The 23493-nt window shown below is 73.1% G+C and carries 21 protein-coding genes; 8 read left to right on the top strand and 13 right to left on the bottom strand.

The annotated features are described in order from the left end of the window. Positions 1-114 precede the first annotated feature (114 nt). The 5 genes from ABB07_RS32240 to ABB07_RS32220 form a co-directional block, all read right to left on the bottom strand. Entirely contained in the window at positions 115-1113 is a 999-nt protein-coding gene (locus tag ABB07_RS32240; RefSeq protein ID WP_208902017.1) for an SGNH/GDSL hydrolase family protein, read from the bottom strand. Continuing rightward, on the bottom strand, positions 1110-2285 hold the full coding sequence (locus ABB07_RS32235; protein ID WP_208902016.1) for a glycosyltransferase: 1176 nt from the start codon (positions 2283-2285) through the stop codon (positions 1110-1112). The genes ABB07_RS32240 and ABB07_RS32235 overlap by 4 nt, the downstream gene beginning before the upstream one ends. Beyond that, positions 2282-3409, bottom strand: coding sequence for a glycosyltransferase family 4 protein (locus ABB07_RS32230; protein ID WP_208902015.1), 1128 nt, complete (start codon positions 3407-3409; stop codon positions 2282-2284). Before ABB07_RS32230 ends, ABB07_RS32235 begins: the two co-directional genes overlap by 4 nt. A 214-nt stretch (positions 3410-3623) precedes the next feature. Then, complete coding sequence (locus ABB07_RS32225; protein WP_208902014.1) at positions 3624-5042, bottom strand: HEAT repeat domain-containing protein; 1419 nt, start codon at positions 5040-5042, stop codon at positions 3624-3626. A gap of 301 nt (positions 5043-5343) precedes the next feature. Then, the gene (locus ABB07_RS32220; RefSeq protein ID WP_208902013.1) at positions 5344-5736 is read right to left on the bottom strand and encodes an ankyrin repeat domain-containing protein; all 393 of its coding nucleotides are present in this window, start codon (positions 5734-5736) and stop codon (positions 5344-5346) included. Positions 5737-6047: 311 nt separating this feature from the next. On the opposite strand from ABB07_RS32220, the gene ABB07_RS32215 reads away from it, so the two are divergent. Together ABB07_RS32215 and ABB07_RS32210 are read left to right on the top strand one after the other, a co-directional pair. After that, the gene (locus ABB07_RS32215; protein ID WP_055706964.1) at positions 6048-6242 is read left to right on the top strand and encodes a hypothetical protein; all 195 of its coding nucleotides are present in this window, start codon (positions 6048-6050) and stop codon (positions 6240-6242) included. 40 nt (positions 6243-6282) lie between these two features. Beyond that, positions 6283-7926, top strand: a complete 1644-nt coding sequence (locus ABB07_RS32210; RefSeq protein ID WP_208902012.1) for a hypothetical protein — start codon at positions 6283-6285, stop codon at positions 7924-7926. A gap of 182 nt (positions 7927-8108) precedes the next feature. Here the strand turns inward: ABB07_RS32210 and ABB07_RS32205 are convergent, their stop codons facing one another. Next, positions 8109-9617 (bottom strand): SCO1417 family PLP biosynthesis transcription factor, encoded by a 1509-nt coding sequence (locus tag ABB07_RS32205; protein WP_208902011.1) that lies wholly within the window; start codon positions 9615-9617, stop codon positions 8109-8111. Positions 9618-9719: 102 nt separating this feature from the next. Between ABB07_RS32205 and yczE the strand changes: the two genes are divergently transcribed. From yczE to ABB07_RS32185, 4 genes are all read left to right on the top strand, one after another. After that, on the top strand, positions 9720-10373 hold the full coding sequence (gene yczE / locus ABB07_RS32200; RefSeq protein ID WP_208902010.1) for a membrane protein YczE: 654 nt from the start codon (positions 9720-9722) through the stop codon (positions 10371-10373). Next, positions 10370-11146 (top strand): glycerophosphodiester phosphodiesterase family protein, encoded by a 777-nt coding sequence (locus ABB07_RS32195; protein ID WP_208902009.1) that lies wholly within the window; start codon positions 10370-10372, stop codon positions 11144-11146. Before yczE ends, ABB07_RS32195 begins: the two co-directional genes overlap by 4 nt. Positions 11147-11208: 62 nt before the next feature. Next, positions 11209-12555 (top strand): MFS transporter, encoded by a 1347-nt coding sequence (locus ABB07_RS32190; RefSeq protein WP_208903701.1) that lies wholly within the window; start codon positions 11209-11211, stop codon positions 12553-12555. 278 nt (positions 12556-12833) lie between these two features. Next, positions 12834-13208 (top strand): RNA polymerase-binding protein RbpA, encoded by a 375-nt coding sequence (locus tag ABB07_RS32185; RefSeq protein WP_003977404.1) that lies wholly within the window; start codon positions 12834-12836, stop codon positions 13206-13208. 121 nt (positions 13209-13329) lie between these two features. Here ABB07_RS32185 and fxsA read toward each other — a convergent pair whose 3' ends face one another. The 4 genes from fxsA to ABB07_RS32165 all read right to left on the bottom strand — a co-directional run bounded on the left by fxsA (position 13330) and on the right by ABB07_RS32165 (position 17463). Beyond that, on the bottom strand, positions 13330-13887 hold the full coding sequence (fxsA, locus tag ABB07_RS32180; RefSeq protein ID WP_208902008.1) for an FxsA family membrane protein: 558 nt from the start codon (positions 13885-13887) through the stop codon (positions 13330-13332). Between the two features lie 48 nt (positions 13888-13935). After that, positions 13936-14733, bottom strand: a complete 798-nt coding sequence (locus tag ABB07_RS32175) for a polyprenol monophosphomannose synthase (protein ID WP_208902007.1) — start codon at positions 14731-14733, stop codon at positions 13936-13938. A gap of 613 nt (positions 14734-15346) precedes the next feature. Then, on the bottom strand, positions 15347-16960 hold the full coding sequence (locus tag ABB07_RS32170) for an amidohydrolase (RefSeq protein WP_208902006.1): 1614 nt from the start codon (positions 16958-16960) through the stop codon (positions 15347-15349). Between the two features lie 62 nt (positions 16961-17022). Then, entirely contained in the window at positions 17023-17463 is a 441-nt protein-coding gene (locus ABB07_RS32165) for an Lrp/AsnC family transcriptional regulator (protein ID WP_043498889.1), read from the bottom strand. Between the two features lie 243 nt (positions 17464-17706). Here ABB07_RS32165 and ABB07_RS32160 point away from each other — a divergent pair, with 243 nt between their 5' ends. After that, on the top strand, positions 17707-18141 hold the full coding sequence (locus ABB07_RS32160) for a hypothetical protein (RefSeq protein ID WP_055706973.1): 435 nt from the start codon (positions 17707-17709) through the stop codon (positions 18139-18141). A gap of 6 nt (positions 18142-18147) precedes the next feature. Here ABB07_RS32160 and ABB07_RS32155 read toward each other — a convergent pair whose 3' ends face one another. From ABB07_RS32155 to ABB07_RS32145, 3 genes are all read right to left on the bottom strand, one after another. Then, positions 18148-19245 carry a phosphotransferase family protein gene (locus tag ABB07_RS32155; RefSeq protein ID WP_208902005.1) on the bottom strand — a complete coding sequence of 366 codons (1098 nt, stop codon included), beginning with the start codon at positions 19243-19245 and terminating at the stop codon, positions 18148-18150. A gap of 14 nt (positions 19246-19259) precedes the next feature. Then, positions 19260-20360, bottom strand: a complete 1101-nt coding sequence (locus tag ABB07_RS32150; protein ID WP_208902004.1) for an Rv3169 family protein — start codon at positions 20358-20360, stop codon at positions 19260-19262. A 343-nt stretch (positions 20361-20703) separates the two neighbouring features. Beyond that, positions 20704-21876 (bottom strand): acyl-CoA dehydrogenase family protein, encoded by a 1173-nt coding sequence (locus ABB07_RS32145; RefSeq protein WP_208902003.1) that lies wholly within the window; start codon positions 21874-21876, stop codon positions 20704-20706. Positions 21877-22221: 345 nt separating this feature from the next. On the opposite strand from ABB07_RS32145, the gene ABB07_RS32140 reads away from it, so the two are divergent. Continuing rightward, positions 22222-23454 carry a glycoside hydrolase family 18 protein gene (locus tag ABB07_RS32140; protein ID WP_208902002.1) on the top strand — a complete coding sequence of 411 codons (1233 nt, stop codon included), beginning with the start codon at positions 22222-22224 and terminating at the stop codon, positions 23452-23454. Positions 23455-23493: the final 39 nt, after the last annotated feature.

The raw sequence follows: 23493 nt of genomic DNA, 5'->3' as shown, positions 1-23493 counted from the left end.
CACGGTGGACGGTCGGCCGCCTCACGGTGGACGGTCGGCCGCCTCACGGTGGACGGTCGGCCGCCTCACGGGGGATGGTCGGCCGCCTCACGGGGGACCGGGCCGTACGCGACGTCACCGGCTCCCCGACCCGACCCGATCCACCGCCATGACCGGGCAAGCCGTCCCCGCCCCGGCGTCAAGGGCCGGGTTCGCCCCGATTCGCGCCCGTGCGGGAACGGATGGCACCACCGGATGTGGGACCGCAGGGCGTCGCTGGGCCCCGGTGATCCGGCCGGGGCGCTCCGACAGGGCGGACAGGGCCGCGGAGGCCGCCGTCGAGGCGGTCAGGTCCAGGTGGGCGCTGGTGCCGCGGGCGCGGTGGTGCAGTTCGTCGGCGGCCAGCCGCAGCAGTTGCGGGAGCAGGTCCTGGGAGCGCCGGGCCACCCAGGCGGTGCCGGCCGTGGCCAGCCAGAGCAGGCTCGCCGCCCGGGTGGGGGCCGGGAACTCCGGTTCCGGGGACGGCGGTCGGCCCGTCGCCCAGCCCGCCTCGCCGAGCAGGGCGTGGAAACGGACCGCCAGCTGCCGGTGACCGCGTTCGCCGGGGTGCAGCCGGTCGGCGCTCCACAGGGTCCGGTCGCTGATCCAGGCGCCGTCCGTGGCGTGCAGGTGCACGGCGCCGTAGCGCTCGGACAGCGCGTGGACGACCGTGTTGACGGCCCGTTGCCGGCGGGCCAGCGGACGGGCCAGGGGGCTCGGCAGGCCGAGCATCGCGCCGGGGTCGGGCAGGCAGGCGGTGAGCAGGGTCGCGCCCTCGCGGGTGAAGGCCGCGTAGACCTCGTCGAGGCGGGCGGCCACTGCCTGGATGTCGAAGGTGCGGCGCAGCGTGTCGTTGACGCCGATCACCACCGACACGAGGTCGGGACGGAGTTCGAGGGCGGCCGGGGTCTGCCGCTCCAGCACGTCACGGGTCTGCGCGCCGCTGACCGCGAGGTTGGTGAACTCCGTGGCGCCGGGGGTCTCGGCGAGGGCGGCCGCCAGCAGCGCGGCCCAGCCTCGCCGGCCGTCCCCGGCGGGGTCGCCCACGCCCTCGGTCAGCGAGTCCCCGAGGGCGACGAAGCGGACGGGGCTCATGCCACGCCCTCCGGCACGTCGCGGCGGGCGCCGGCGGGGCGGAGCACCTGCGCGTCGTGGGCCGCGAGGAACGCCTCCACGGCCGTACCCCAGCCGAAGCACTCCGCACGCGCGCGTGCCGCCTCCCGCCGGGCGCCCTCACCGCGGTCCAGGAGCAGTTCCACGGCGTCCGCGAACGCCTCGCCGCGGTCGGCCGCGGTCGCCCCGGCGGAGCCGATGATCTCGGGCAGTGCGGACGACACGCTCGCCACGACGGGCGTGCCGCACGCCATGGCCTCCAGTGCGGCGAGCCCGAAGGTCTCGGCGGGCCCGGGCGCGAGGGCGATGTCCGCGCTCGCCTGGAGGGCGCCCAGCGCGGTCCGGTCGGAGACGTGTCCGAGGAACGTCACCGGCAGTCCGCGCTCCCGCGCGCGCTGTTCCAGCCGGGCTCTGAGCGGCCCGTCCCCGGCCACCACGAGCACCGCCCGCCGCCCGCGTCGTATCAGGGCGTCCAAGGCGTCCAGGGCGGTGCCGGGGCGCTTCTCGACGGACAGCCGGGAGCACATCACGAGCAGCGCCTCCTGCCCGCGCGCGTGCCGGGCACGCAGACCCGGGTCACGCAGGGCGGGGTGGCGTTCCATCAGGTCGACGCCCAGGGGGGCGCGTACGACGTTGCGCGCGCCGATACGGACGAACTCGCGCTCGGCGAACTCCGTCGTGCACACCACCCGTGAGTAGACGTGCGCGGTGCGGGTGTTGAGGGCGTCGGCGGCCCGGCGGGAGAGGTGCTCGGGCAGGCCCCAGGTACGCAGGACGCCGTCGGCGGTCTCGTGGGAGACCATGACGGCGGGCACGCGCGCGCGGCGGGCCCAGCGCCCGGTCCAGCGCAGGGTCGTGCGGTCGGAGACCTCAAGGCGGTCCGGGGCGAGCTCCTCCAGCAGCGCGGCCACGCGCCGCCTGTCGGTGAGGACGCGGTAGCCGCCGGTGCCGGGCAGCAGCGGGCCGGGCAGGGCGATGACCCGGCCCTGCTCGGTGTCACTGTCGGTGTGCCGTTCGCCGGGCACGATCAGGACGGGTTCGTGGCCCGCCGCCCGGAAGCCCTTGCCCAGCTCGCGCAGGGCGGTGCGCAGGCCGCCGGAGGCGGGGGCGACGAAGTTGGCGAGCCGGACGATGCGCAGGGACTGGCCGGTCATGCCGCCACCGCCGTCCTCCGTGCCGCGAGCACGTCGTCGTAGTGGGCGATCAGCTGGTCGCCGACGGCGGCCCAGGTGCGGCCCTCGACCATCGTGCGCGCGGCGGCGCCGAACGCGGTCCGCCGCCCCGGGTTGGCGGCCAGTTCGCGGACGGCCGCCTCGACGGCGCCGGGATCGCGCGGTGGGACCAGGTATCCGGTGCGGCCGTGGGCGACCAGGTCGAGCGGGCCGCCGGCGGCGGGTGCGACCACCGGTACGCCGCTGGCCATGGCCTCCTGGACGGTCTGGCAGAACGTCTCGAAGGGGCCGGTGTGCACGAACACGTCCAGCGAGGCGAAGATCCGCGCGAGGTCACCGCCGGTGCGGCGGCCGAGGAAGACGGCGCCGGGCAGGGCCTCGGTGAGGTGGGCGTGGCTGGGCCCGTCGCCGACGACCACGACCTTGACGCCCTCCAGAGCGCAGGCACCGGCGAGGAGTTCGACCTGCTTCTCGGGGGCGAGCCGGCCGACGTAGCCGACGATCAGCTCGCCGTCCGGGGCGAGTTCGCGGCGCAGCGCCTCGTCCCGCAGATCTGGCCGGAAACGTACGGTGTCCACGCCGCGCGGCCACAGCCGGACCCGGGGCACGCCGTGCTCCTCCAGGTCGATGAGGGCGGCGCTGGAGGGGGCGAGGGTGCGGTCGGCGGCGGCGTGCACGGAGCGGATCCGCCGCCAGGCGGCCGCCTCGCCGGCACCCATGTAGGTGCGGGCGTAGCCGGCCAGGTCGGTCTGGTAGACGGCGACGGCGGGGATGCCCAGCTTGGCGGCGGCGGCCATACCGCGCACGCCGAGCACGAACGGGCTGGCGAGATGGACCAGGTCGGGGCGGTGTTCGACGAGCGCGGCGGCGAGGCGCCGGCTGGGCAGTGAGACGCGGACCTGGGGGTAGCCGGGGAGCGGGAGGGAGGGGATCCGGACGACCGGGCACGGGGCGTCCGTGTCCGGTCCGCTGCCCGGGGCGGGGGCGGGGGCGACGACGAGCGGATGGTGACCGCGATCTACGAGGTGCCGGGCGGTCTGGAGCGCGCAGTGGGCCACGCCGTTCACATCGGGGGGAAAGGATTCGGTCACGATGACGACACGCATACGGGTGTTGTCGCCGTGCCGGACGTGGCCGCGTCGACTTCGATCTTTCCGCCCGGGGAACGTCCTGTGAGCGTTGGACTGCACACCCGAGCAGGTCAGACGGCCGTCATGACCGCCTGACCTGCGGGACACCAGGAGTTCACACAGCGGGCGGTCGTCCGCCCGGGCCGCCTGCGTGCGCGGGGCCTCGGACTCTGTGCGTCCGTGGGTGGGGTCAGCCGAGGGCGGCGTCGGGTCCGAAGCGGCTGCGCACCGCCGTCTGCACCTCCGCCTCCTCGGCCGGATCGGCGGCCAGGCGGCGCAGGCGCTCCACGACCCGGGCGTCACCGGTCTCGGCGTGCCGGGCGGCGATCTCGCGGGTGGTCTCCTCGCAGTCCCACAGGCATTCGACGGCGAAGCCGGTGGCGAAGGAGGGGTCGGTGGCGGCCAGGGCCCGGGCGGCGCGGCCGCGCAGATGGGAGGAGGCCGTCTCGCGGTAGATGTGGCGCAGGACGGGGGCCGCGCAGGCGATGCCGAGACGTCCGGCGCCGTCGACCAGGGTCCACAGCGTGGGCGCGTCGGGGCCCTCGCCGCGTACGGCCTCACGGAGGGCGCCGAGGACGAGGTCGCGGTCCTGGACGCCGCCGCGGCAGGCGAGCATGCGTCCGGCGGCGGCGCCGAGCGCGTCGGGGCGCTGGGCCCAGCCGCGGGCGCGCTCGACGGCGGCGACACTGCGCATCCGTTCGAAGGCGTCGACGGCGGCCTCCATGACGACGGTCGTGCCATCGGCGACGGCGGCCTCGATCAGGCCGAGGGCGTCGGGGTCGTTGCTGTCGGCGAGATAGCGCAGCGCGGTGCAGCGGGCGCCGTCGATGCCGTCGCGGGCGGCCCGGACGATCTCCGGCCGGTCCTCGGGGCCGGCCACGGCGACCAGACAGCGGGCGGCCGGGACATGCAGGGCGGCGCCGCGGTCCAGGCCCGCCTGCGCCCATTCGAAGACGGCGCGCACGCTCCAGCCGGGGCGCGGACCGCTGGGCCGCATCTGGCGCTGCCAGCGGTCGAAACAGCCGGTCTCCTGGGCGGCACGCACGCGCGTGGCGATCGATTCGCGCGGATCCTCCGCCCACAGGCGCCATGGCCGCGGCTCGAAGGCGTCGCGGACGGCGGCGGCCAGCTCGGCCTCGCCCTCCGCGTCGGCGGGGAAGCGGGCCAGGACCGGCGCGGCGAGGGCACGCAGGCCGGCGTCGTCGTCCCTGAGGGCCAGCTCGTCCAGGGCCCAGGCCCAGTTGGAGCCGTGGGCGGCGTACCGGCGCAGCAGTTCGAGCGCGTCCCGCCTGCCGTAGGAGGCGAGGTGTCCGAGCACGGCCAGGGCGAGGCCGGTGCGGGACTCGTCGGTGTCGAGGACGTCCTCGGGGTCGAAGAGGTGCGCCTCGATCGCGTCCAGCTCGCCGTTCAGGTCGAGGTAGAGCCGGGCGTAGTAGAGGGAGCGGTTCTCCACCTGCCAGTCGTGGCGGGGATCGCGCAGCACACAGTGGTCCAGGGCCGCGAGGGCTTCGGCGCGCGGGGCGGTGAGCGCGTGCAGGGTGCCGTCGCCGCGGCCCCGCTGGAGCAGGCCGAGCAGCGTACCGCTGGGCGCTATGACCGGATCGAACATGGGAAACAGCCTCACATCAAGCGTCGACGCAACCGGGGAACACGCACTACCTGGCCGCGTGACACAACGTCGGAGCGCCCGCCGTCTCTTGCTTGCTGTAGACCATCTCTCTCTGCCTCTCGTCGGTGGCCCATGCGGACCGCATCACGGCCCGCGCGGTGCGGCATCACCTGCCCAGCCATCGCGTCCGTGAATCACGTCGTCATGATGACCCGGCGGTTTGTGCTGCCGCGACCGTATTTCCGGCGGCCTCTTACCGCCTCCCCCGTTGTTCGTGTCGTACCTGCTCAGGACAGGCGCGTCAGTGCGCGCCGAACAGCTCCAGGAGTTCTGTCTTGCCGAACATCCGGGCGGTGTCGAGGGCCGACGGCGTGCCGGCGGCCGGGTCGGCGCCGCCCTCCAGGAGCGCCTTGATCACTTCCGTCTCGCCCTTGAAGACGGCGCCCGCGAGCGGGGTCTGGCCCCGGTCGTTGATCTGGTCCGCCGCGGCGCCCCGGGCGAGCAGGGCGCGGACCGCGTCGGCGTGGCCGTGGTAGGCGGCGAGCATCACCAGGGAGTCGCCGCGGTCGTTGGTGAGGCTGGCCGGAACGCCGGCGTCGACGTACGCCACGAGCGCCTCGGTCTGACCCTGCCGGGCCAGATCGAAGATCTTGGTCGCCAGCTCCACGACCTCGGGGTCGGGGGCTTCACTCATCGGCCGGACCGCCTCTCCTGGGAACTTCGGGGACTGCAGGGAGCGTACGGCAGCGCGAGCGGAACGCGGCCGTACGAGTGAATCGACAGGGTACTGGCTCGCACGGCACATGACCCGATGTGCCCGAGGTAAAGATCACCGACAGCCCCCGCCGGAGACAACCGCCCAGCTCAGCCGGGCCGTGAACCGCTCCGCCGACAGGGCGAAATCGGCCAGATTTCACCCATTTGCACCTTTAATAGTATGGATACATGCTGTGATCCTGGAAGAACTCAGGGTGACTGTCCCCCCTCGACACCAGGAGGCCTCAAATGATCCTCTCCATCTCGGGCGTCATGTTGCTCGGCGTCGTCGTCTTCCTCTTCTTCCGCAAGGACGGCCTCAAGGGCTCACACGCCTGCACTTCGGCCCTGTTCGGTTTCTACCTCGCCAACACGGGCATCGCCCCGAGCATCAAGGCAGGCGGCGAGAGCCTGGCGAGCCTCCTCGGCGGCATCAAGTTCTGACCCCGCTCGTCCCGCCCGCACGCACCGTCAGGAGACAGCAGTGGCCCGGCGCCCTCTCCCCCGCATCCTGAGCAAGGACAGCGCCCAGATCGCCCGGACGCAGCTCGCCCGGAGCCGGGAGCTGGCCCGGACGGCGGCCGACAGCGCGACCGATGTCCTCCACCCGCTGATCACCGTCACGCGCGGGCTGCGCCGGCTGGCCTCGGCCGGGCGGCGCAGATGGACGGACACGCCCCAGGACAAGCGTGGGCCCCTGCTGTTCCTCCTGGCCTCCGTCCTCCTGGCGGTGGCGCTGGTGCCGTACGGGCCGCTGCTCGCCGTCATCACCGTGATGGCGGCGGCGGCCTGGCAGGGCCGCGACCGCACCCCGCCGGCCCCGGAAGGACCCGACGAGTCCCAGACCGAACGGCTCCAGTCGCTCTACGAAGCCCTGGTGCCGTACTTCTCCAGCCCCGAGGACCCGGCGCCGCTGTACGCGCACGGCGGGGAGTGGCAGAAGGCCTTCACCACCCACGAGTTCGACGACGCCGGGCGCGTCGGCCACCTGGTGATCCGTTACCCCGCGTACTTCCCGGACGGCGAGCCCGAGGCCCGCACGCGGATCGAGCAGCTGCTCACCGCGAAGGCCGGCCGGGGCCGCGAGTACCGGTTCGCGTGGGACGAGGAGGGCAACCAGCTCACCGTCGCCGTCCTGCCTCCGCTGCCCGCCGACATCCCGGCCCAGCACTTCGTCACCGCGCCCGGCGAGACCGTCCTCGGCTTCACCGACCCCAGCGAGGTCCAGCGCACGCTCCCCCTCTCCTACGGGGAGGAGCAGATCGACGTGCCGCCGGTCGTCTGGCGCACCGGCATCCGCTCCACCGAGCCGCATCTGCTGGCCATGGGACACCCCGGCAGCGGCACCTCGACCCTGCTGCGCTCCATCGCCCTGCAGGCCCTCCGGTACGGCGACGTCCTGATCGTCGACGGCGGCGGCACCGGCGAGTACGCGTGCCTGACCGGCCGGGACGGCGTGCTGGCGGTGGAGTGCGCGCTGCCCGGTGCGCTGGCGAGCCTGGAGTGGGCGGCGCTGGAGACCGAGCGGCGGCTCATCGCCGTCAACCTGGCCCGGCAGGCGGGCGATCCGCCACCGGCCGACGCGCGCCGACCGCTGTGGATCATGCTCGACCGCCCGTCCGTCTTCGCCCACCTCGCCGCGGCGGACGGCCGCAAGGATCCGCAGGCGCTGCTCCAGGTGCCGCTGCGGCACGGCCGGGCGGCGAACGTGACCGTCGTCGTGGCCGAGCAGTTCGACAGCGCGGAGGCCCTGGGCGAGGCGGTACGGCAGCACACACGCGCGCGTGTCGTGCTCGGGCCCGCGGCGCCCCGGCAGGTGGAGGCGGTACTGGGCGCCCCGCCGCACACCACACCGCTCGGGCACGTCCCGCCGGGGCGGGGGTATGCGCGGCTCGGCTCGGGTCCGGTGCACCGGCTCCAGGTGCCGCGTACGCCGGATCCCTACGACGACGCGACCAGCGACGCCGATCGGCAGGCGGTGCTGGAGTTGCTGCCGGCGCGGGCCACTGCCGTGGAGGCTGAGCCGACGGAGCCGCCTCCGCAGCCGACGGAGCCTTCGCAGCCGGCGGAGCCTTCGCAGCCGGCGGATCTCACGAAGCCGGCGGTGGCTGCGGAAGCGGCCGGATAGCGCCGTGGGGGTTCGGACCGGCTGCTGGGCGCGGGTCCGTCGTGGCCGTTCGCGCAGTTCCCCGCGCCCCTTTGGGGCGCTGCCCGGCTGCAGGTCCCTAGGGGCGCGGGGAACTGCGCGAGAAGCCCCCACGCGCCCGCAGGCGCCGAAGCACCCGGCGCCCCGAGCTCTGAGGCGCCCGGCTACGCCACAAACGTGCCCGGCGCCTCCACACCCCCCGTGCCACCGCTCTCCACCAGCCGGGCCGCCGCCGCGAGACGGATTGCCGCCTCGTCCGCCACCGCTCCCCCGACGGTGAACGGAAGCCGGAGGTAGCCCTCGAACGCGCCGTCCACGCCGAAGCGCGGGCCGGAGGGGACCCGGACGCCGGTCCGCTCGCCCGCTTCGGCGAGGCGGGAGCCGGACAGGCCGCCGGCCCGGACCCACAGGGTCAGCCCGCCCTTAGGCACGCTGAACTCCCACGTCGGCAGCTCGCGCCGCAGCGCAGCCACCAGCGCGTCCCGGTTCTCCCGGGCCTGAGCCCGGCGCAGCTCCACCGCCTGCTCCCAACCCCCCGTGCTGAACAGCCAGTTGACGGCGAGCTGTTCCAGCACCGGCGTACCGAGGTCGGCGTACGCCCGCGCGGCGACCAGGCTGCGGATGACGTCCGGCGCCGCCCGCACCCAGCCGATCCGCATGCCCGCCCAGAACGCCTTGCTCGCCGAGCCGACGGTGATGACGGTCGAACCGGCCGGGTCGAAGGCGCACACCCGGCGCGGCATCCCGCCGTCAGCGAGCTCCTCGTCCAGCCACAGCTCGGTCATCGTCTCGTCGGCGACCAGCACCGTGCCGGCCGAACGCGCCGCGTCCACCAGCCGGCGCCGCTGGTCCTCGTCGGCGAGCGCACCGGTGGGGTTGTGGAAGTCGGCGACGACGTACGCGAGGCGGGGCGCGGCCTCGCGCAGGACCTGCCGCCAGCGGTCCAGGTCCCAGCCGGACAGCCCCTCGGCCATCGCGACGGGCACCAGGCGGGCACCGGCCTCCCGCATCAGCTGCAGGATGTTCGCGTACGACGGGGATTCCACGGCGATGCGTTCGCCGCGGCCCGCGAAGAGGTGGCAGATGGCGTCGATGGCGCCCATCGCACCGGTCGTCACCATGATCTGCTCGGGCATGGTGGGGATCCCGCACGCGGTGTAGCGCTCGGCGATCATCGAGCGCAGCGCGGGCAGGCCGGCCGGGTAGTCGCCGTGTGTGTGGGCGTACGGCGGCAGTTCCTCCAGGGCGCCCTGTACGGCGCGGGTCAGCCACGGCTCGGGAGCCGGCAGCGAGGCACAGCCCAGGTCGATCACCGAGCCCAGGGCCTCGGGCGGCAGCGGCTCCAGACCACGGGCGGGCAGCGGATTGCCGGCCGGTACGGCGGTCCAGCTGCCGGCGCCGCGCCGGGACTCCAGGAAGCCCTCGCCGCGCAGCGCCTCGTACGCGGCCGCGACGGTGGTGCGGCTGACGGAGAGCGCGAGGGCCAGTTCGCGTTCGGCGGGCAGGCGGGCAGCCACCGGGACGCGGCCCTCGAGCACCAGCAGCCGGATGCCGTCGGCGAGGGCGCGGTAGGCGGGCGGGCGGCGGGTGCCGGGGCCGGCCGGGCGGTCCTGCTGGGACTTGAGCAGCCGGGCGAGCTGCGCGGCACCCATCGCAGAGGTCCACTGCGCCATGACGATCAGTCCACCTTCCCCGAATTGGCCATGGATGACGATTCTTCCCAAGCCACAGAGTGACATGTGTCAGGCCACCGCCACCACCCAGGGGGGTACTTCGTGTCCACTCGGCCCCGTATCGGACGACGATTGATCCAGCTGTACGCCGGTCTCGCGCTCTACGGCGCGAGTTCCGCGCTGCTCGTCGAGGCGGGCCTGGGCCTGGAGCCCTGGAACGTGCTGCACCAGGGCCTCGCCGAGCTCACCGGGCTGACCATCGGCGTGGTGTCGATCATCGTGGGGGCCGCGGTGCTGCTGCTGTGGATCCCGCTGCGCCAGCGGCCCGGGCTCGGCACCGTCTCGAACGTCTTCGTCGTCGGCCTCGCCATGGACGGCACGCTCGCCCTGGTGCCGGACGCGCACTCCTTCGCCGTCCGCGTCCCGCTGCTGCTCGCGGGGATCGTGCTGAACGGCGCGGCGACCGGCCTCTACATCGCGGCGCGCTTCGGCCCGGGCCCCCGCGACGGGCTGATGACCGGGCTGCACCGGCGCACCGGGCGCTCGATCCGGCTGATGCGGACGGGGATCGAGGTCGCGGTGGTGGTCACCGGGTTCCTGCTGGGCGGCACCATCGGCGTCGGCACCGTGCTGTACGCCGTGTCGATCGGGCCGCTGGCGCAGCTGTTCCTGCGGGTGTTCGCCGTCCCGTCGGCACCGGTCGGCAGTACGGTCGTTGCCACCGCGACACCGGAGCGGGTCATACTGCGACCGTGAGCCTCACGACACCGTCCATACGCCACCCCTACCTCGACCATCCCGGACCGATCGCCTTCGCCCACCGGGGCGGGGCCGCCGACGGGCTGGAGAACACCGTGGCGCAGTTCCGGCGCGCGGTCGAGCTGGGCTACCGCTACATCGAGACCGACGTGCATGCCACGGCCGACGGCCGGCTCGTCGCCTTCCACGACTCGACGCTGGACCGGGTCACCGACGGTGCGGGCCGCATCGCGGACCTGCCGTGGGAGGACGTACGGCACGCGCGCGTGGCCGGGCGTGAACCGGTGCCGCTGTTCGACGAGTTGCTGGAGACCTTCCCCGGGGTCCGCTGGAACGTCGACGTCAAGGCGGAGCCGGCCCTGCGCCCCTTGCTGGAGCTGATCGAGCGCACGGGCGCCTGGGACCGGGTCTGCGTGGGCTCCTTCTCCGAGGCGCGGGTGCTGCGCGCCCAGCGGCTGGCCGGGCCGAAGCTGGCCACCTCGTTCGGCACGCGGGGGGTGCTGAACCTGCGGCTGCGCTCCTGGGGCCTGCCGGCCGCCGTGCGCCGGTCCGCCGTCGCCGCGCAGGTGCCGGAGGCCCAGTCGGGCGTCCCGGTGGTCGACCACCGCTTCGTCCGCGCCGCCCACGCCTACGGGCTGCAGGTGCACGTGTGGACGATCAACGAGCCCGAGCGCATGCACCGGCTCCTGGACCTGGGAGTCGATGGCATCATGACCGATCACATCGACACGTTGCGCAAGGTCATGGAGGAGCGCGGCGTCTGGGTCTGACCACCCGGCCGCCGGCCCGAGCCTTCGCACTGGAGCACTTGAGCGGGGAAGCGAGGGCACGGGTGGGCACGGACACCGTGCGGAGGGACGCGGCGGACGACGCCGCCGGCCTCCGGCGCGAGCAGCGCGGCTGGTACTTCTACGACTGGGCGTGCTCGGTCTATTCGACGAGCGTGGTGACGGTCTTCCTCGGGCCGTACCTCACCGCGGTCGCCGAACGGGCCGCGGACGCCGACGGCTATGTGCATCCGCTGGGCATCCCGGTCCGGGCGGGTTCCTTCTTCGCCTACTCGGTGTCCCTGTCGGTGGTCCTCGCCGTCGTGGTGATGCCCATCGTGGGCAGCGCGGCCGACCGCAGCGGCCGCAAGAAGCCGCTGCTCGCGGCGGCGGCCTACACCGGGGCCGCCGCGACCACGGGCATGTTCTTCCTGGACGGCGACCGGTATCTGCTCGGCGGCGCGCTGCTGGTGGTGGCCAACGCGGCGCAGTCCGTCGGAATGATGCTCTACAACTCGTATCTGCCGCAGATCGCCCCGCCCGAGCAGCGCGACGCGGTCTCCTCGCGGGGCTGGGCCTTCGGCTACGCGGCGGGTTCCACGGTGCTGGTGGCCAACCTGGTCCTGTACTCGGCGCACGGTTCCTTCGGCCTGACCGAGACGGCCGCGGTCCGCGTCTGCCTGGCCTCGGCGGGCCTGTGGTGGGGCGCGTTCACGCTCGTACCGCTGCGCAGGCTGCGCGACCGGCACGCGCGCGTGGAGCATGCTTCGGCGCCCGGGCTCAGGCAGCTCGCGGCGACGGTCCGGGACATGCGCCGGCACCCGCTGACGCTGGCCTTCCTGCTGGCGTACCTCATCTACAACGACGGCATCCAGACGGTGATCACCCAGGCCTCCGTCTACGGCTCGCAGGAACTGGGGCTCTCCCAGTCGACCCTCATCGTGGCCGTGCTGCTGGTGCAGGTGCTGGCCGTGGCCGGGGCGCTGGCGATGGGCCGGCTGGCGCGGACGTACGGCGCGCAGCGGACGATCCTCGGCTCGCTCGTGGCCTGGACGGTGACCCTGGCGGCCGGTTACTTCCTGCCCGCGAGGGCACCGCTGTTCTTCTTCGTGCTGGCCGGCGGGATCGGCCTGGTCCTCGGCGGCAGCCAGGCGCTGTCCCGGTCGCTGTTCTCCCACCTCGTGCCGCCCGGCAAGGAGGCCGAGTACTTCTCTGCGTACGAGCTGAGCGACCGCGGGATGAGCTGGCTCGGGCCGCTGCTGTTCGGCATGACGTACCAGCTGACCGGAAGCTATCGGTCCGCGATCATCTCGCTGGTGGCCTTCTTCGTCATCGGTTTCGTGCTGCTGGCGCGCGTGCCGGTGCGGCGGGCCATCGGCGAGGCGGGCAATCCCGTTCCGGAGAAGATCTAGCATCGATTTAGCGTTCAACGCGAAAGGGCGGTAGTGTACGCCTTTGGCCTGCCAGGCGTACCGTTACTGCGCGTCAAAGGTGCCGAAACGCTGGGTGACATCTGCTAGCAGATGTGACAAACCGGGCGCCGGTGGGTAGAACAAGGGGCGGCTACGACGGCGACGCATGACCCGGAACGGGACACGGAACGGGAATCTTTACCGCCGACCGGACGTTGACCGGATGACGACGACAGCGACACCTGTCCTGTGGGCGACAAGCCCGGGAGGCACGATTCATGAGTGAGCGAGCTCTTCGCGGTACGCGCCTCGTGGTGACCAGCTACGAGACGGACCGCGGTATCGACCTGGCCCCGCGCCAGGCCGTGGAGTACGCATGCGAGAAGGGGCACCGCTTCGAGATGCCCTTCTCGGTCGAGGCGGAGATCCCGCCGGAGTGGGAGTGCAAGGTCTGCGGAGCCCAGGCACTCCTCGTCGACGGCGACGGCCCTGAGGAGAAGAAGGCCAAGCCCGCGCGTACCCACTGGGACATGCTGATGGAGCGGCGCACCCGTGAGGAGCTCGAAGAGGTCCTCGAGGAGCGCCTGGCGGTTCTGCGCTCGGGGGCGATGAACATCGCGGTTCACCCCCGGGACAGCCGTAAGTCGGCCTAGTCCCTGCGGGGCTGGGCGCGGACACAGCGCACACGAAGACCGCGGGCGCCGTACGTGAATCGCGTACGGCGCCCGCGGTTTCGTATGTCCGAGGGCGTGCTTCGTATGCCCAAGGGTGCGCTCAGCGGGTCAGCGGCGGATACTGCTGGTCCCCCGGCCCGGGCCGGTCCTCACGGATGACCTCGCCCTGCACCACCTTGCCGTCGGGACGGTGCATCCGGGCCTGCTGGAAGGCGTCGCCGAGGCTGCCCGGGGCCGCCGTGCGCAGCCTCTTGTCCAGGGCGCTCTCCGCATACCGGCTCACCGCCTTCTGCACCGGCGGCAGCAGCAGGAGCAGTCCGGCCGCGTCGGAGACCAGTCCCGGGATCATCAGCAGCAGACCGCCGAGCATCATCAGGCCGTTGCCGCCGCCGCGCTCCGGTGAACCACCCCGCTGCAGCGCCTCGTTCAGGCTCTGGAAGGCACGGCGGCCGGCCCGCTTGATGACCACGGAGCCGGCCATGAGGCCCGCGACGAGCAGCAGGAACACGGCCAGGCCTCCGGCCGCGCCCGCGACCAGGGTCAGCAGCCAGATCTCCAGCACCAGCCAGGCGGCGATGCCCAGCGGCAGATACCTGCGCAGCCGGGAGCGCCGGGGCCGGGCGGTGGTGTACGGAGAGGTCGGAACGCCAGTCGTCATGCACCCAGTGTGCCTGGCGGCGGCTCAGCCCCGGATAAGGGGATGCCCCTACGAGTTCCGCTTGTTCCTGCCGGTGAGCTTGGCGAGCCGGTCGCTCGCGCCCCAGGCGGTGACCCGCCACAGCGCCTCGACCACGATGTTCTTGCTCATCTTGGAGTCGCCGAGTTCACGCTCCACGAAGGTGATGGGCACCTCCACCACGTGGAAGCCGGCCTTGACCGCGCGGCGGGCCAGGTCGACCTGGAAGCAGTAGCCCTGCGAGGCGACCTCGTCCAGGCCCAGGCCCTCGAGCGTCTCGCGGCGGAAGGCGCGGTACCCACCGGTGATGTCGCGCAGCGGCAGACCCAGGGCGAGGCGGGAGTAGAAGCTGCCGCCGCGGGAGATGAACTGACGGGACTTGGGCCAGTTCACGGTCCGCCCGCCGGGCACCCAGCGCGAGCCGAGCACCAGGTCGGCACCCTGGAGGGCGGTCAGCAGCCGGGGCAGTTCCTCGGGCTGGTGCGAGCCGTCGGCGTCCATCTCGATCAGCACGCCGTAGCCGTGTTCCATGCCCCAGCGGAAGCCCGCGAGGTACGCGGCGCCGAGGCCTTCCTTGCCCTTGCGGTGCAACACCTGGACCTGGTCGTCCTCGGCCGCCAGCTCGTCGGCGAGCTTGCCGGTGCCGTCGGGGCTGTTGTCGTCCGCGATCAGCACGTGCGCCTCGGGGACGGCCTTGCGCACCCGGCCGACGATGGTCTTGATGTTGTCCGCCTCGTTGTAGGTCGGAATGATCACCAAGGCCGTGCCGAGCGGACCGAACTGCCTCCCCTGGGCGTTGGCCGCGAGAGTCCCGTCGCCGTCGTTCACTGCTGCCCCTTCTGGTCGTACGCAGACGTCCACCATAGTGGCCGCCGCCCGGGTAGATGGGACAGCTCGTTCTCATGGTGGTGTCGATTCCACAAGAGTGGGGTAAGAATGCGTGTTTCGGCACCTTCATGGCGCGCCCGGACTGCTTTTCCGTCACGCCGGACGGGGTTTTCCGCCACGCCGGACGGGTTTTCCGCCACGCGCCGCCGTCGGCGGATGGGGGCCCGGCGCCCTTCGGGCCGACCTGGGACCCGCTGGCTGCGGATCGACCGAGAGCCGTTGTCTACTGAGCGCACGGGCCCCACCCGGGTCACACCTTGCCGACCGGCCGGAACGTTCCCTCGGCGGCGCGGGCGCTGAGCCTGGCTCCCAAGCGACGGTGCCCCGGTGCGGCACACCGTCCCTGACCCAGCAGCGCTGCGACGAGCTGTGCGAACGATCCCCGGTCGGGCGTCCGGTGGTGGACTCGGCCGAACCTACCGGCCCCCGGCCGTCGACTGTCAACAGCCCTCTGGCCTGCGGCGACGGCCCGGACGGCACGGCCTCGGGGGAGGATGCGCAGGTCGGGCGGTGGCGGGGCGGTGACGGGTCGCCGCCGCGCCACCCCGGTAGATCACTCGCCCGGCCGTACGAACACCGTCCGTCCGCCCACCACGGTGCGCAGGCAGACCGGCAGGTCACGGCCCGGGGTGAGGTCCGGCAGCCCGGGCGTGCCGGAGCGCGGGTCGGTCGACCAGCGGGCCACCCGGTCGTCGGGGGCCTGGACCACCAGCTCATCGGTGCGCCAGACCGCGTAGTCGGCGGGCGCGCCCGGCACCAGGACACCGGCGTCGTCCCGGCCCACGGCCCGCCAGCCGCCGCGCGTGTGCGCCGTGAAGCCGGCCCGGACGGAGACCCGGTGCCCGGGCGTGCGATGGAACGCGGCGGCACGCACGGTGCCCCACGGGTCGAGCGGGGTGACCGGGCTGTCCGAACCGAAGGCCAGGGGCACACCCGCGCGCAGCAGGGCCGCGAAGGGGTTGAGGGTGCGGGCCCGTTCGGCGCCCAGCCGCCGGGCGTACATGCCGTCCTCCCCACCCCACAGCGCGTCGAAGGCGGGCTGCACGGAGGCGATCAGGCCCAGCTCGGCGAAGCCGGCGACGGTCTCCGGAGTCAGCATCTCGGCGTGCTCGACGCGATGCCGGGCGGCGCGGACGCGGGCGAGGCCGAGCTTCTCCGCCGCGGCGCGCACCCCGTCCACGACGGCGCTCACGGCGGCGTCGCCGATCGCGTGGAAGCCGGCCTGCAGGCCCGCCTCGGTGCAGGCGACGACATGGGCGGCGACGGCGGCGGCGTCCAGGTAGGCGGTGCCGGAGTGGTCCGCGTCGGCGTACGGCTCGTGCAGACAGGCGGTGTGCGAGCCGAGGGCGCCGTCGGCGAACAGGTCGCCCGCGGCGCCGGCCGCGCCCAGTTCCCGCGCCTTGTCGACGTTCTGCTCGGCCCAGTAGCCGACGACCCGGGGGCCGGGCGCCTCGGCGGCGAGCGTCAGCAGGCCGGTGAAGTCGTCCTCGGAGGAGATCCGCGGGCCGCCGCACTCGTGCACCGAGCCGATGCCGAGGGAGGCCGCGTGGGCGAGGGCGGTGCGCTGGGCCTCGGCGCGCTGGGCCGGGGTGATGGCGGCGAGGGCGGCCTCACGGACGGTGTGGTGGGCGTCGGCGGTGAGCGGGGCGTCCACGCGGGGGACGTCGCCCGGGATCAGGTCCAGCAGGGCGGTGGTGACGACCGCCGAGTGCACGTCGATGCGGGAGAGGTACAGCGGGCGGCCGCCGGCGGCCTCGTCGAGTTCGGCGCGGGTCGGCGGGCGGCCACCGGGCCAGCGGGCGGCGTCCCAGCCGTGGCCCAGCAGGACGCGGTCGTCCGGGCGGCCGGCGGCGAAGTCGCGGACCAGGGCGAGGGCCGCCTCCAGGGTGGGGGCGCCGGACAGGTCGAGGCCGGTCAGGGCGAGGCCGGTGGCGGTGGTGTGCACGTGGGCGTCGGTGAAGGCCGGGGTCACCAGGGCGCCGTCGAGGTCGACCACCTCGTCCACGCCGTCGGCGAAGGCGTCGGCGGCGCCCTCCGAACCGACCCAGGCGACGTGGCCGCGCTCCACCACCATCGCCGTGGCGAAGGGGTCCGCGGGACTGTGCACCTCGCCTCGGCGCAGGAGGACGGTCTTGTCGGTCTCGGGGTCGGCGGTGCGGTCGCTCATAGCGGACAGTTTCTCCTGCCGCCGGGCAGCGGCCGCACCTGGGGCGTGCCGGACCGCGGTGATCAGATCCGCGGTGGCCGTGCCTCGTACGGCGTCGACAGCACCACCGTCGTGCGCGTCGACACCCCGGCCAGGCCGCGCAGCCTCGCCAGGAGCTCCTCCAGTTCGTGCGGGGTGGCCACCCGCACCTTGAGGATGTAGTTCTCGTCGCCCGCGACGCTGTGGCAGGCCTCGATCTCGGGGACGCCCGCGAGGCGGTCCGCGATGTCGTCGGGGGCGCTGGGGTCGAACGGTTTCACCGAGATGAAGGCGGTGAGCGGCAGCCCGACGGCCTCGGGGTCGACCACCGCGGCGTAGCCGCGGATGACGCCACGCTGTTCCAGCCGGCGCACCCGCTGGTGCACGGCGGACGTGGACAGGCCCGTGGCCTTGCCCAGGTCGGTGTAGCTCATCCGCCCGTCCTTGACGAGCAGCTGCACGATCTGTCGGTCCAGCTCCTCCATGGCGCCAAAACCTACAGGGCGCATGATCTCCGGGATAGCCGAGAGCCCAGGTCATAGCCGGTTCGATACAAAAGGCGCCGTACACGGCCCGTATTACGCACCTGCACATGGCATGTGACGAACACCACACGCCCGCGGTGAGCTCCGTGATGTTCTCGTGATTACCGCCGAGGGCTGGCGGGAAGTGCTTGCTGTGGTCGAGGCCGCAGCGCCGTAACGGCCCAGCCTTAGGGGGAGAATCCCATGCAGAGTGTCCATCGCCCTGGTCGATCCGCGTCCAAGCGGCAGCAGCCCGTCGTCGAGCCCGAGCCGGAGGGCGTCGAACCCGACGCCTTCGACGACGAACCGGACGCCTACGACACCTTCGAGATGTACCGGGTGATCTGCCCGGACTGCGCCCAACCGATCGCGCTGCTGGCGGACGAGCAGGTCCTGCCCGAGCACGCGCTGTGCGCCTCGCCGTGGAACCCGTTCGGCCTCACGGTCTGCGCGGGCACGGGCCGTGCGGCGGCCGACGCCCGCCCCGCGGACGAGTCCGGCACGCCGCAGGAGCAGGACACCGCCCTGCTGCTGACGCTCCCCCAGGGTCTTGACTGGCGTACCCAGCCCTTCTCGCACGTCGGCGGCCCGGGCTCGCGCCCGATGCGCGTACCGGCGATGCGCCGCCAGGCCGCCTGAGCCGCCTCACCGCGTCCAGTACGTGCCCTGCACCATGGCACGCAGGCTGTCGTGGTGCAGGATCAGTGTGTCCGGGTCCGCCGGGACGGCGGCCTCCCCGAAGTGCACCTGCCGGTAGGCGACGCGCAGCATGACGATCGCGTGCCGCAGGGCGGCGTAGAGGGTGTGGAACTCCATGTCCCGTGGGGTGTGGCCGGTCAGGCGTGCGTAGCGGGCCTCGACGCGGTCCCGGCGCAGGAAGTCCGGCAGGCCGCGCTGTCCGGAGGCGACCGTGAGGTCGTGGAAGAAGCGGTGCAGATAGACGAGCCAGCCGAGGTCGACCTCGCGCGGGGCGAGTGCGGCCATCTCCCAGTCCAGGACGGCGACGGGGTCGAAGCCGTCGTAGACGATGTTGCCGATGCGTGCGTCGCCCCAGCTGAGGACGGGTTCGCCCGCCTCGCGCGGCCACAGCTCCGCCAGCCGGTCGAAGGCGGCCTCGATGAGGGGTGAGCGGGGCAGGCCGTCGATCACCCAGGCGTAGTAGGCGCGTTGGGCGGTCACATGGCGGCGCAGCGCGTCCTGCACACCGGACGGTGCGAGGAACTCGGCCTCCGTGAGCGGCACTTGGTCGTGCAGGCGGGCGAGCAGACCCACAGTGGCCGCCTCCAGGTGCTCGCGCTCGGCGTCGCTCGCCCCGTGCAGCCAACTGCCCTCGTAGGTGTACGGCATGACGTCCGGCGGCACCCGCCCGGCGACCCGCTCCATGACGAAGAACGGCGCTCCGAGCGGTCCGGGGTCCTCCTCCAGCCACAGCACGCGGGGTACGGGCACGTCGGTGCGCTCGGCCACCAGGCGCAGGGTGCGGTACTGGCGGGCCATGTCGTAGACGGGGAAGACGGTGTACGCCGCCGGGTCCGCCGCGAGCCGCAACGCGCAGGCGGTGCAGGGCGCTTCGGGGTGCTCCAGGTCGAACAGCAGGGTTTCGCTGGACATGCCGTTGGAGGCGGGGACGGTGACGCCGGTGGCCTTGGCGCCGGGCAGCCGGGTGCCGAGCCAGGCGGTGAGGCGCCGGGCCAGGTCCTCGGGGTCGCGGGTGGTGGTGCGGGGGCGCGGTGCCGTGGCCATGCGGAGCCCCTTTCTCACGGTGCGACCGAGTCGAAGCCGGTGAAGCCGCTCGGATCGTGCCGGCCGAACGAGCCGTGCTCGAAGATGCCGTGACCGGTCTGTTCGTCCAGCCGGAAGCGGGCGGAGTGGTCGGTGACGCCGTAACCGGCCAGGGGGTGCGGCCGGGTCATGTCGTAGGTGCGCCGGTCGGTCCAGCCGGGCCCGCGCCAGGTCCCGTGCTGCCAGTCGTCCGCCGGCGGGTAGCCCGCGCCGAGGGCGAGTGGCGAGGAGGTGAGGATCTCGACGTCAAGCTTCCGTGATTCGCGCGCGTCCCCCAGATGGATGACCGCGCGTTCCGGGTGGCGGGTGCCGGAGCGGTAGCCGATCTCGGCCTGCGGCCAGCCCAGTTGGCGGTCGCGCCGGCCGGGGCGGACCAGGGTGGCGTCGTTCAGAGAGCGGTGTCCGTCGGCGTCCTCCTGGGTGATGACCATGAGGAAGCGGTCCTCGAACCGGACCGGGCACCAGATCCAGTGGAAGCCCTCGGCGGGGTGGTCCGCGGCGAGCCGCCCGCCGTCCTCGCCCGGGACGGGGCGCACGCCCCAGCTGCGGTCCCGGGTGCCGGTCCAGTCGTCCCCGGTGACCCGGAACTCCGCTCCCCCGGCCCGGATCACGCCCTCCGCGGTGCCCGCCTGGACGAAACGGCGGCCTTCCAGGGTGAGCCGGTCGCCGCGGCGCTGGAGGTGGTGCGGCTCCCAGAGCGCGGGGAAGGCGGCCGTCCAGGTGAGGTCGTACGACAGCCGCTCGTCCTCGCAGATCAGGCGCAGTTCCCGCAGCGGCCGCGGGACCTCGATGCGCAGCGGTCCGACGGCGAGCCGCATCCGGTCCTCGCCCAGGGCGTCCGAGGCGCGCACGGCGTGCAGGGTGTCCCCGGTGCGCAGGGTGGCGTAGGCGTCGATCACGCCGAGGTTGGGGTAGACGCCGAGGCCGAGGATGAGCAGGGCCCGGCCGGCGTGGTCGAAGACGTGGAAGATGCAGCGGTCGTACGCGTTCCGGTCGCCGGTCGCCACGTGCTTCATGGACAGCGGTACCTGGTGCACCGGATACTCGTCGAGCGGTACGGGACGGTCGTCGGCCACGGACACCCCCTGCAGCGATGGTCGGCTGACGGTACGTCAGTTGACCGCAGGAGGCCAGAGCGGGGGCGGGACGCGCATGAACTGACGCTCGATTCCGCGGGGCGGTGACCTGTCCGGGCGCCGGCGCGTTGCGCAGGTATGACCGCCTTGCACTCGGCCACCGGGCGTCAGCGCCGGATCTTCGTCCCCCGCCCGGCAGAATCGGTTCCCCCGCCCGTGCCGCAGGACCCGCCCATCTACCGCGATCTCATGCGGACCTGGGCCGACCGGGGCCGGACGCTGCCGGGCCGCCACGATCCGGAGTGGATCAGGCTGGCGGCCCCGACCGTGCTCACCGGGCAGTTCAGCGGCCTTCGGGTCCCGCCACGTGACGTGCGATGACCATCCGCTGGATCTGGTTGGTGCCCTCGACGATCTGCAGGACCTTGGCCTCGCGCATATAGCGCTCGGCCGGGAAGTCGGCGGTGTAGCCGTAACCGCCGAGTATCTGCACCGCGTCCGTGGTGACCTTCATGGCCGCGTCGGTGCAGTGCAGCTTGGCCATGGCGGCCTGCTTGGCGAACGGCTTGCCGGCGTCGCGCAGCCGGGCCGCCGCGAGGTAGAGCGCGCGGCCGGCCTCGATCTGGGTGGCCATGTCCGCGATCATGAAACGCAGGCCCTGGAAGTCGGCGATGGGGTGGCCGAACTGGCGGCGCCCGGTGGCATAGCGGACCGCCTCGTCCAGCGCGGCCTGGGCGAGGCCGATCGCGCAGGCCGCGATGCCGAGCCGCCCGGAGTCGAGGGCGGACAGGGCGATGGAGAAGCCCTGGCCCTCCTCGCCGATCCGCCGGTCGTCGCCGACCCGGACGTTGTCCAGGTGGACCTGCGCGGTGGGCGAGCCCTTCATGCCCATCTTCTTCTCGGGCAGCGCCCCGCTCAGCCCCGGCGCGTCCCCGGGGACCAGGAAGGCGGTGATCCCGCGCGGGCCGTCCTCGCCGGTGCGGGCCATCACGGTGTAGAAGTCGGCGATGCCGCCGTGCGTGATCCAGGCCTTGGTGCCGTTGATCACCCACTGGTCGCCGTCACGGACCGCCTTGGTGCGCAGGGAGGCCGCGTCGGAGCCCGAGGACGGCTCGGAGAGGCAGTACGCGCCGAGCAGGCCGCCGCCGAGCATGGCGGGCAGGTGCTCGACCTGCTGCTGCTTGGTGCCGTAGGTGGCGAGTGCGTAGGAGGCGAGCGTGTGCACGCTGACGCCGAGGCCCACGGTGAGCCGGGCCGCGGCCAGCTCCTCCAGGACCTGGAGGTAGACCTCGTAGGGCTGGTCGCCGCCGCCGTACTCGGCGTCGTACGGCAGGCCGAGCAGGCCCGATTCGGACAGCAGGGTGAAGACCTCGCGCGGGAAGCGGCCCGCGTCCTCCTCCTCGGCGGCCTTCGGCGCGATCTCGCGCTGGGCGATGTCCCGGACGAGGGCGAGCAGATCCCGCGCCTCCTCCGTCGGCAGCTGACGCTCCACCGGCTGCGGGTCGCGGTCGGACATGGCGTCGGTCTCCTCCCTGGTCGGGCACCGGCGGTCTGGCCCGTCGGGTGGGGGCGGCTCCGCCTGGTCGTTCCGTGATGGCCGAAGGCGCCCTCTTCCGGGTCTCGGAAGCGGCTGACCAGCGGCTGTGCGCTGTGAGTATGCCCGATCAGCGACCTCCCGTCACCAGTTAACGACCGCTTACTCCAAGAATCCAGCCGGAACGTTACACACGGGTGGAGCGGCGGGCGAGATTGGTCCGAACCATTGACTGATTGGTCTAGTCCTCCTACTGTGCATGACCAACGCTTTACCGCGTTCATGCCAATCGGCCCGCGTTCCCCTCACCCCACGAGGAGACACCCGATGCACACTCCCCACCGCTCGCGCCTGCGGGCGTTCACCGCGACCGCCTGTACCGCCGTCCTCGGCGCCGCACTGCTCGCCGGCGCGGGCACCGCCACCGCGGCGGCCCCGGCCGCACCCCAGGCCAAGGCCGGCTCGAAGGTCGTCGGCTACTTCACCGAATGGGGCACCTACGACCGCAAGTACTACGTCAGGAACATCCAGACCTCGGGCTCGGCCGCCAGGCTGACCCACATCAACTACGCCTTCGGCAACGTCACCGGCGGCAAGTGCGCCATGGGCGACTCCTACGCGGCCACCGACCGCGCCTACACCGCCGCCGAGTCGGTGGACGGCGTGGCCGACACCTGGGACCAGCCGCTGCGCGGCAACTTCAACCAGCTGCTGAAGCTGAAGAAGAAGCACCCGGGGCTGAAGATCCTGTGGTCCTTCGGCGGCTGGACCTGGTCCAGCGGCTTCGGCGAGGCCGCGAAGAACCCCGCCGCCTTCGCCCAGTCCTGCTACGACCTGGTGAAGAACTCCAAGTGGTCCGGGCTGTTCGACGGCATCGACATCGACTGGGAGTACCCGAACGCCTGCGGCAACACCTGTGACACCAGCGGCCGTGAGGCCTTCAGGAACGTCATGGCGGCGCTGCGGTCGAAGTTCGGCGGCAGCGCGCTGGTCACGGCGGCGATCACGGCGGACGCCTCCGGCGGCGGCAAGATCGACGCGGCGGACTACGCGGGCGCCGCGCAGTACGTGAACTGGTACAACCCGATGACCTACGACTACTTCGGCGCCTGGGACGCCACCGGCCCGACCGCCCCGCACTCCCCGCTGACCTCGTACTCGGGCATCCCGAAGGCGGGCTACAACACCTCCGCGACCATCGCCAAGCTCAAGGGCCTCGGCGTCCCGGCGTCCAAACTGCTGCTCGGCATCGGCTTCTACGGCCGCGGCTGGACCGGGGTCACCCAGGCGGCACCCGGCGGGACGGCCACCGGGCCGGCGGCGGGGACGTACGAGCAGGGCATCGACGACTACAAGGTGCTCAAGGCCAAGTGCCCGGCGACCGGCACCGTGGGCGGCACGGCCTACGCCAAGTGCGGGAAGGACTGGTGGAGTTACGACACACCGGCGACCATCGCCACGAAGATGACGTACAAGAACCAGCAGGGCCTCGGCGGCACCTTCTTCTGGGAGCTGAGCGGCGACACCGCGAACGGTGAGCTGATCAAGGCCATCGACTAGCCCCCGGGACGGGGGACTTGGGAGCGGAGGACCACGAGC

The organism is Streptomyces incarnatus, from assembly GCF_001027185.1.
GTDB lineage: Bacteria > Actinomycetota > Actinomycetes > Streptomycetales > Streptomycetaceae > Streptomyces > Streptomyces puniciscabiei.
The sequence above is the reverse complement of the archived record's forward strand: the minus strand, read 5'-3'. Positions and strand labels throughout refer to the sequence as shown.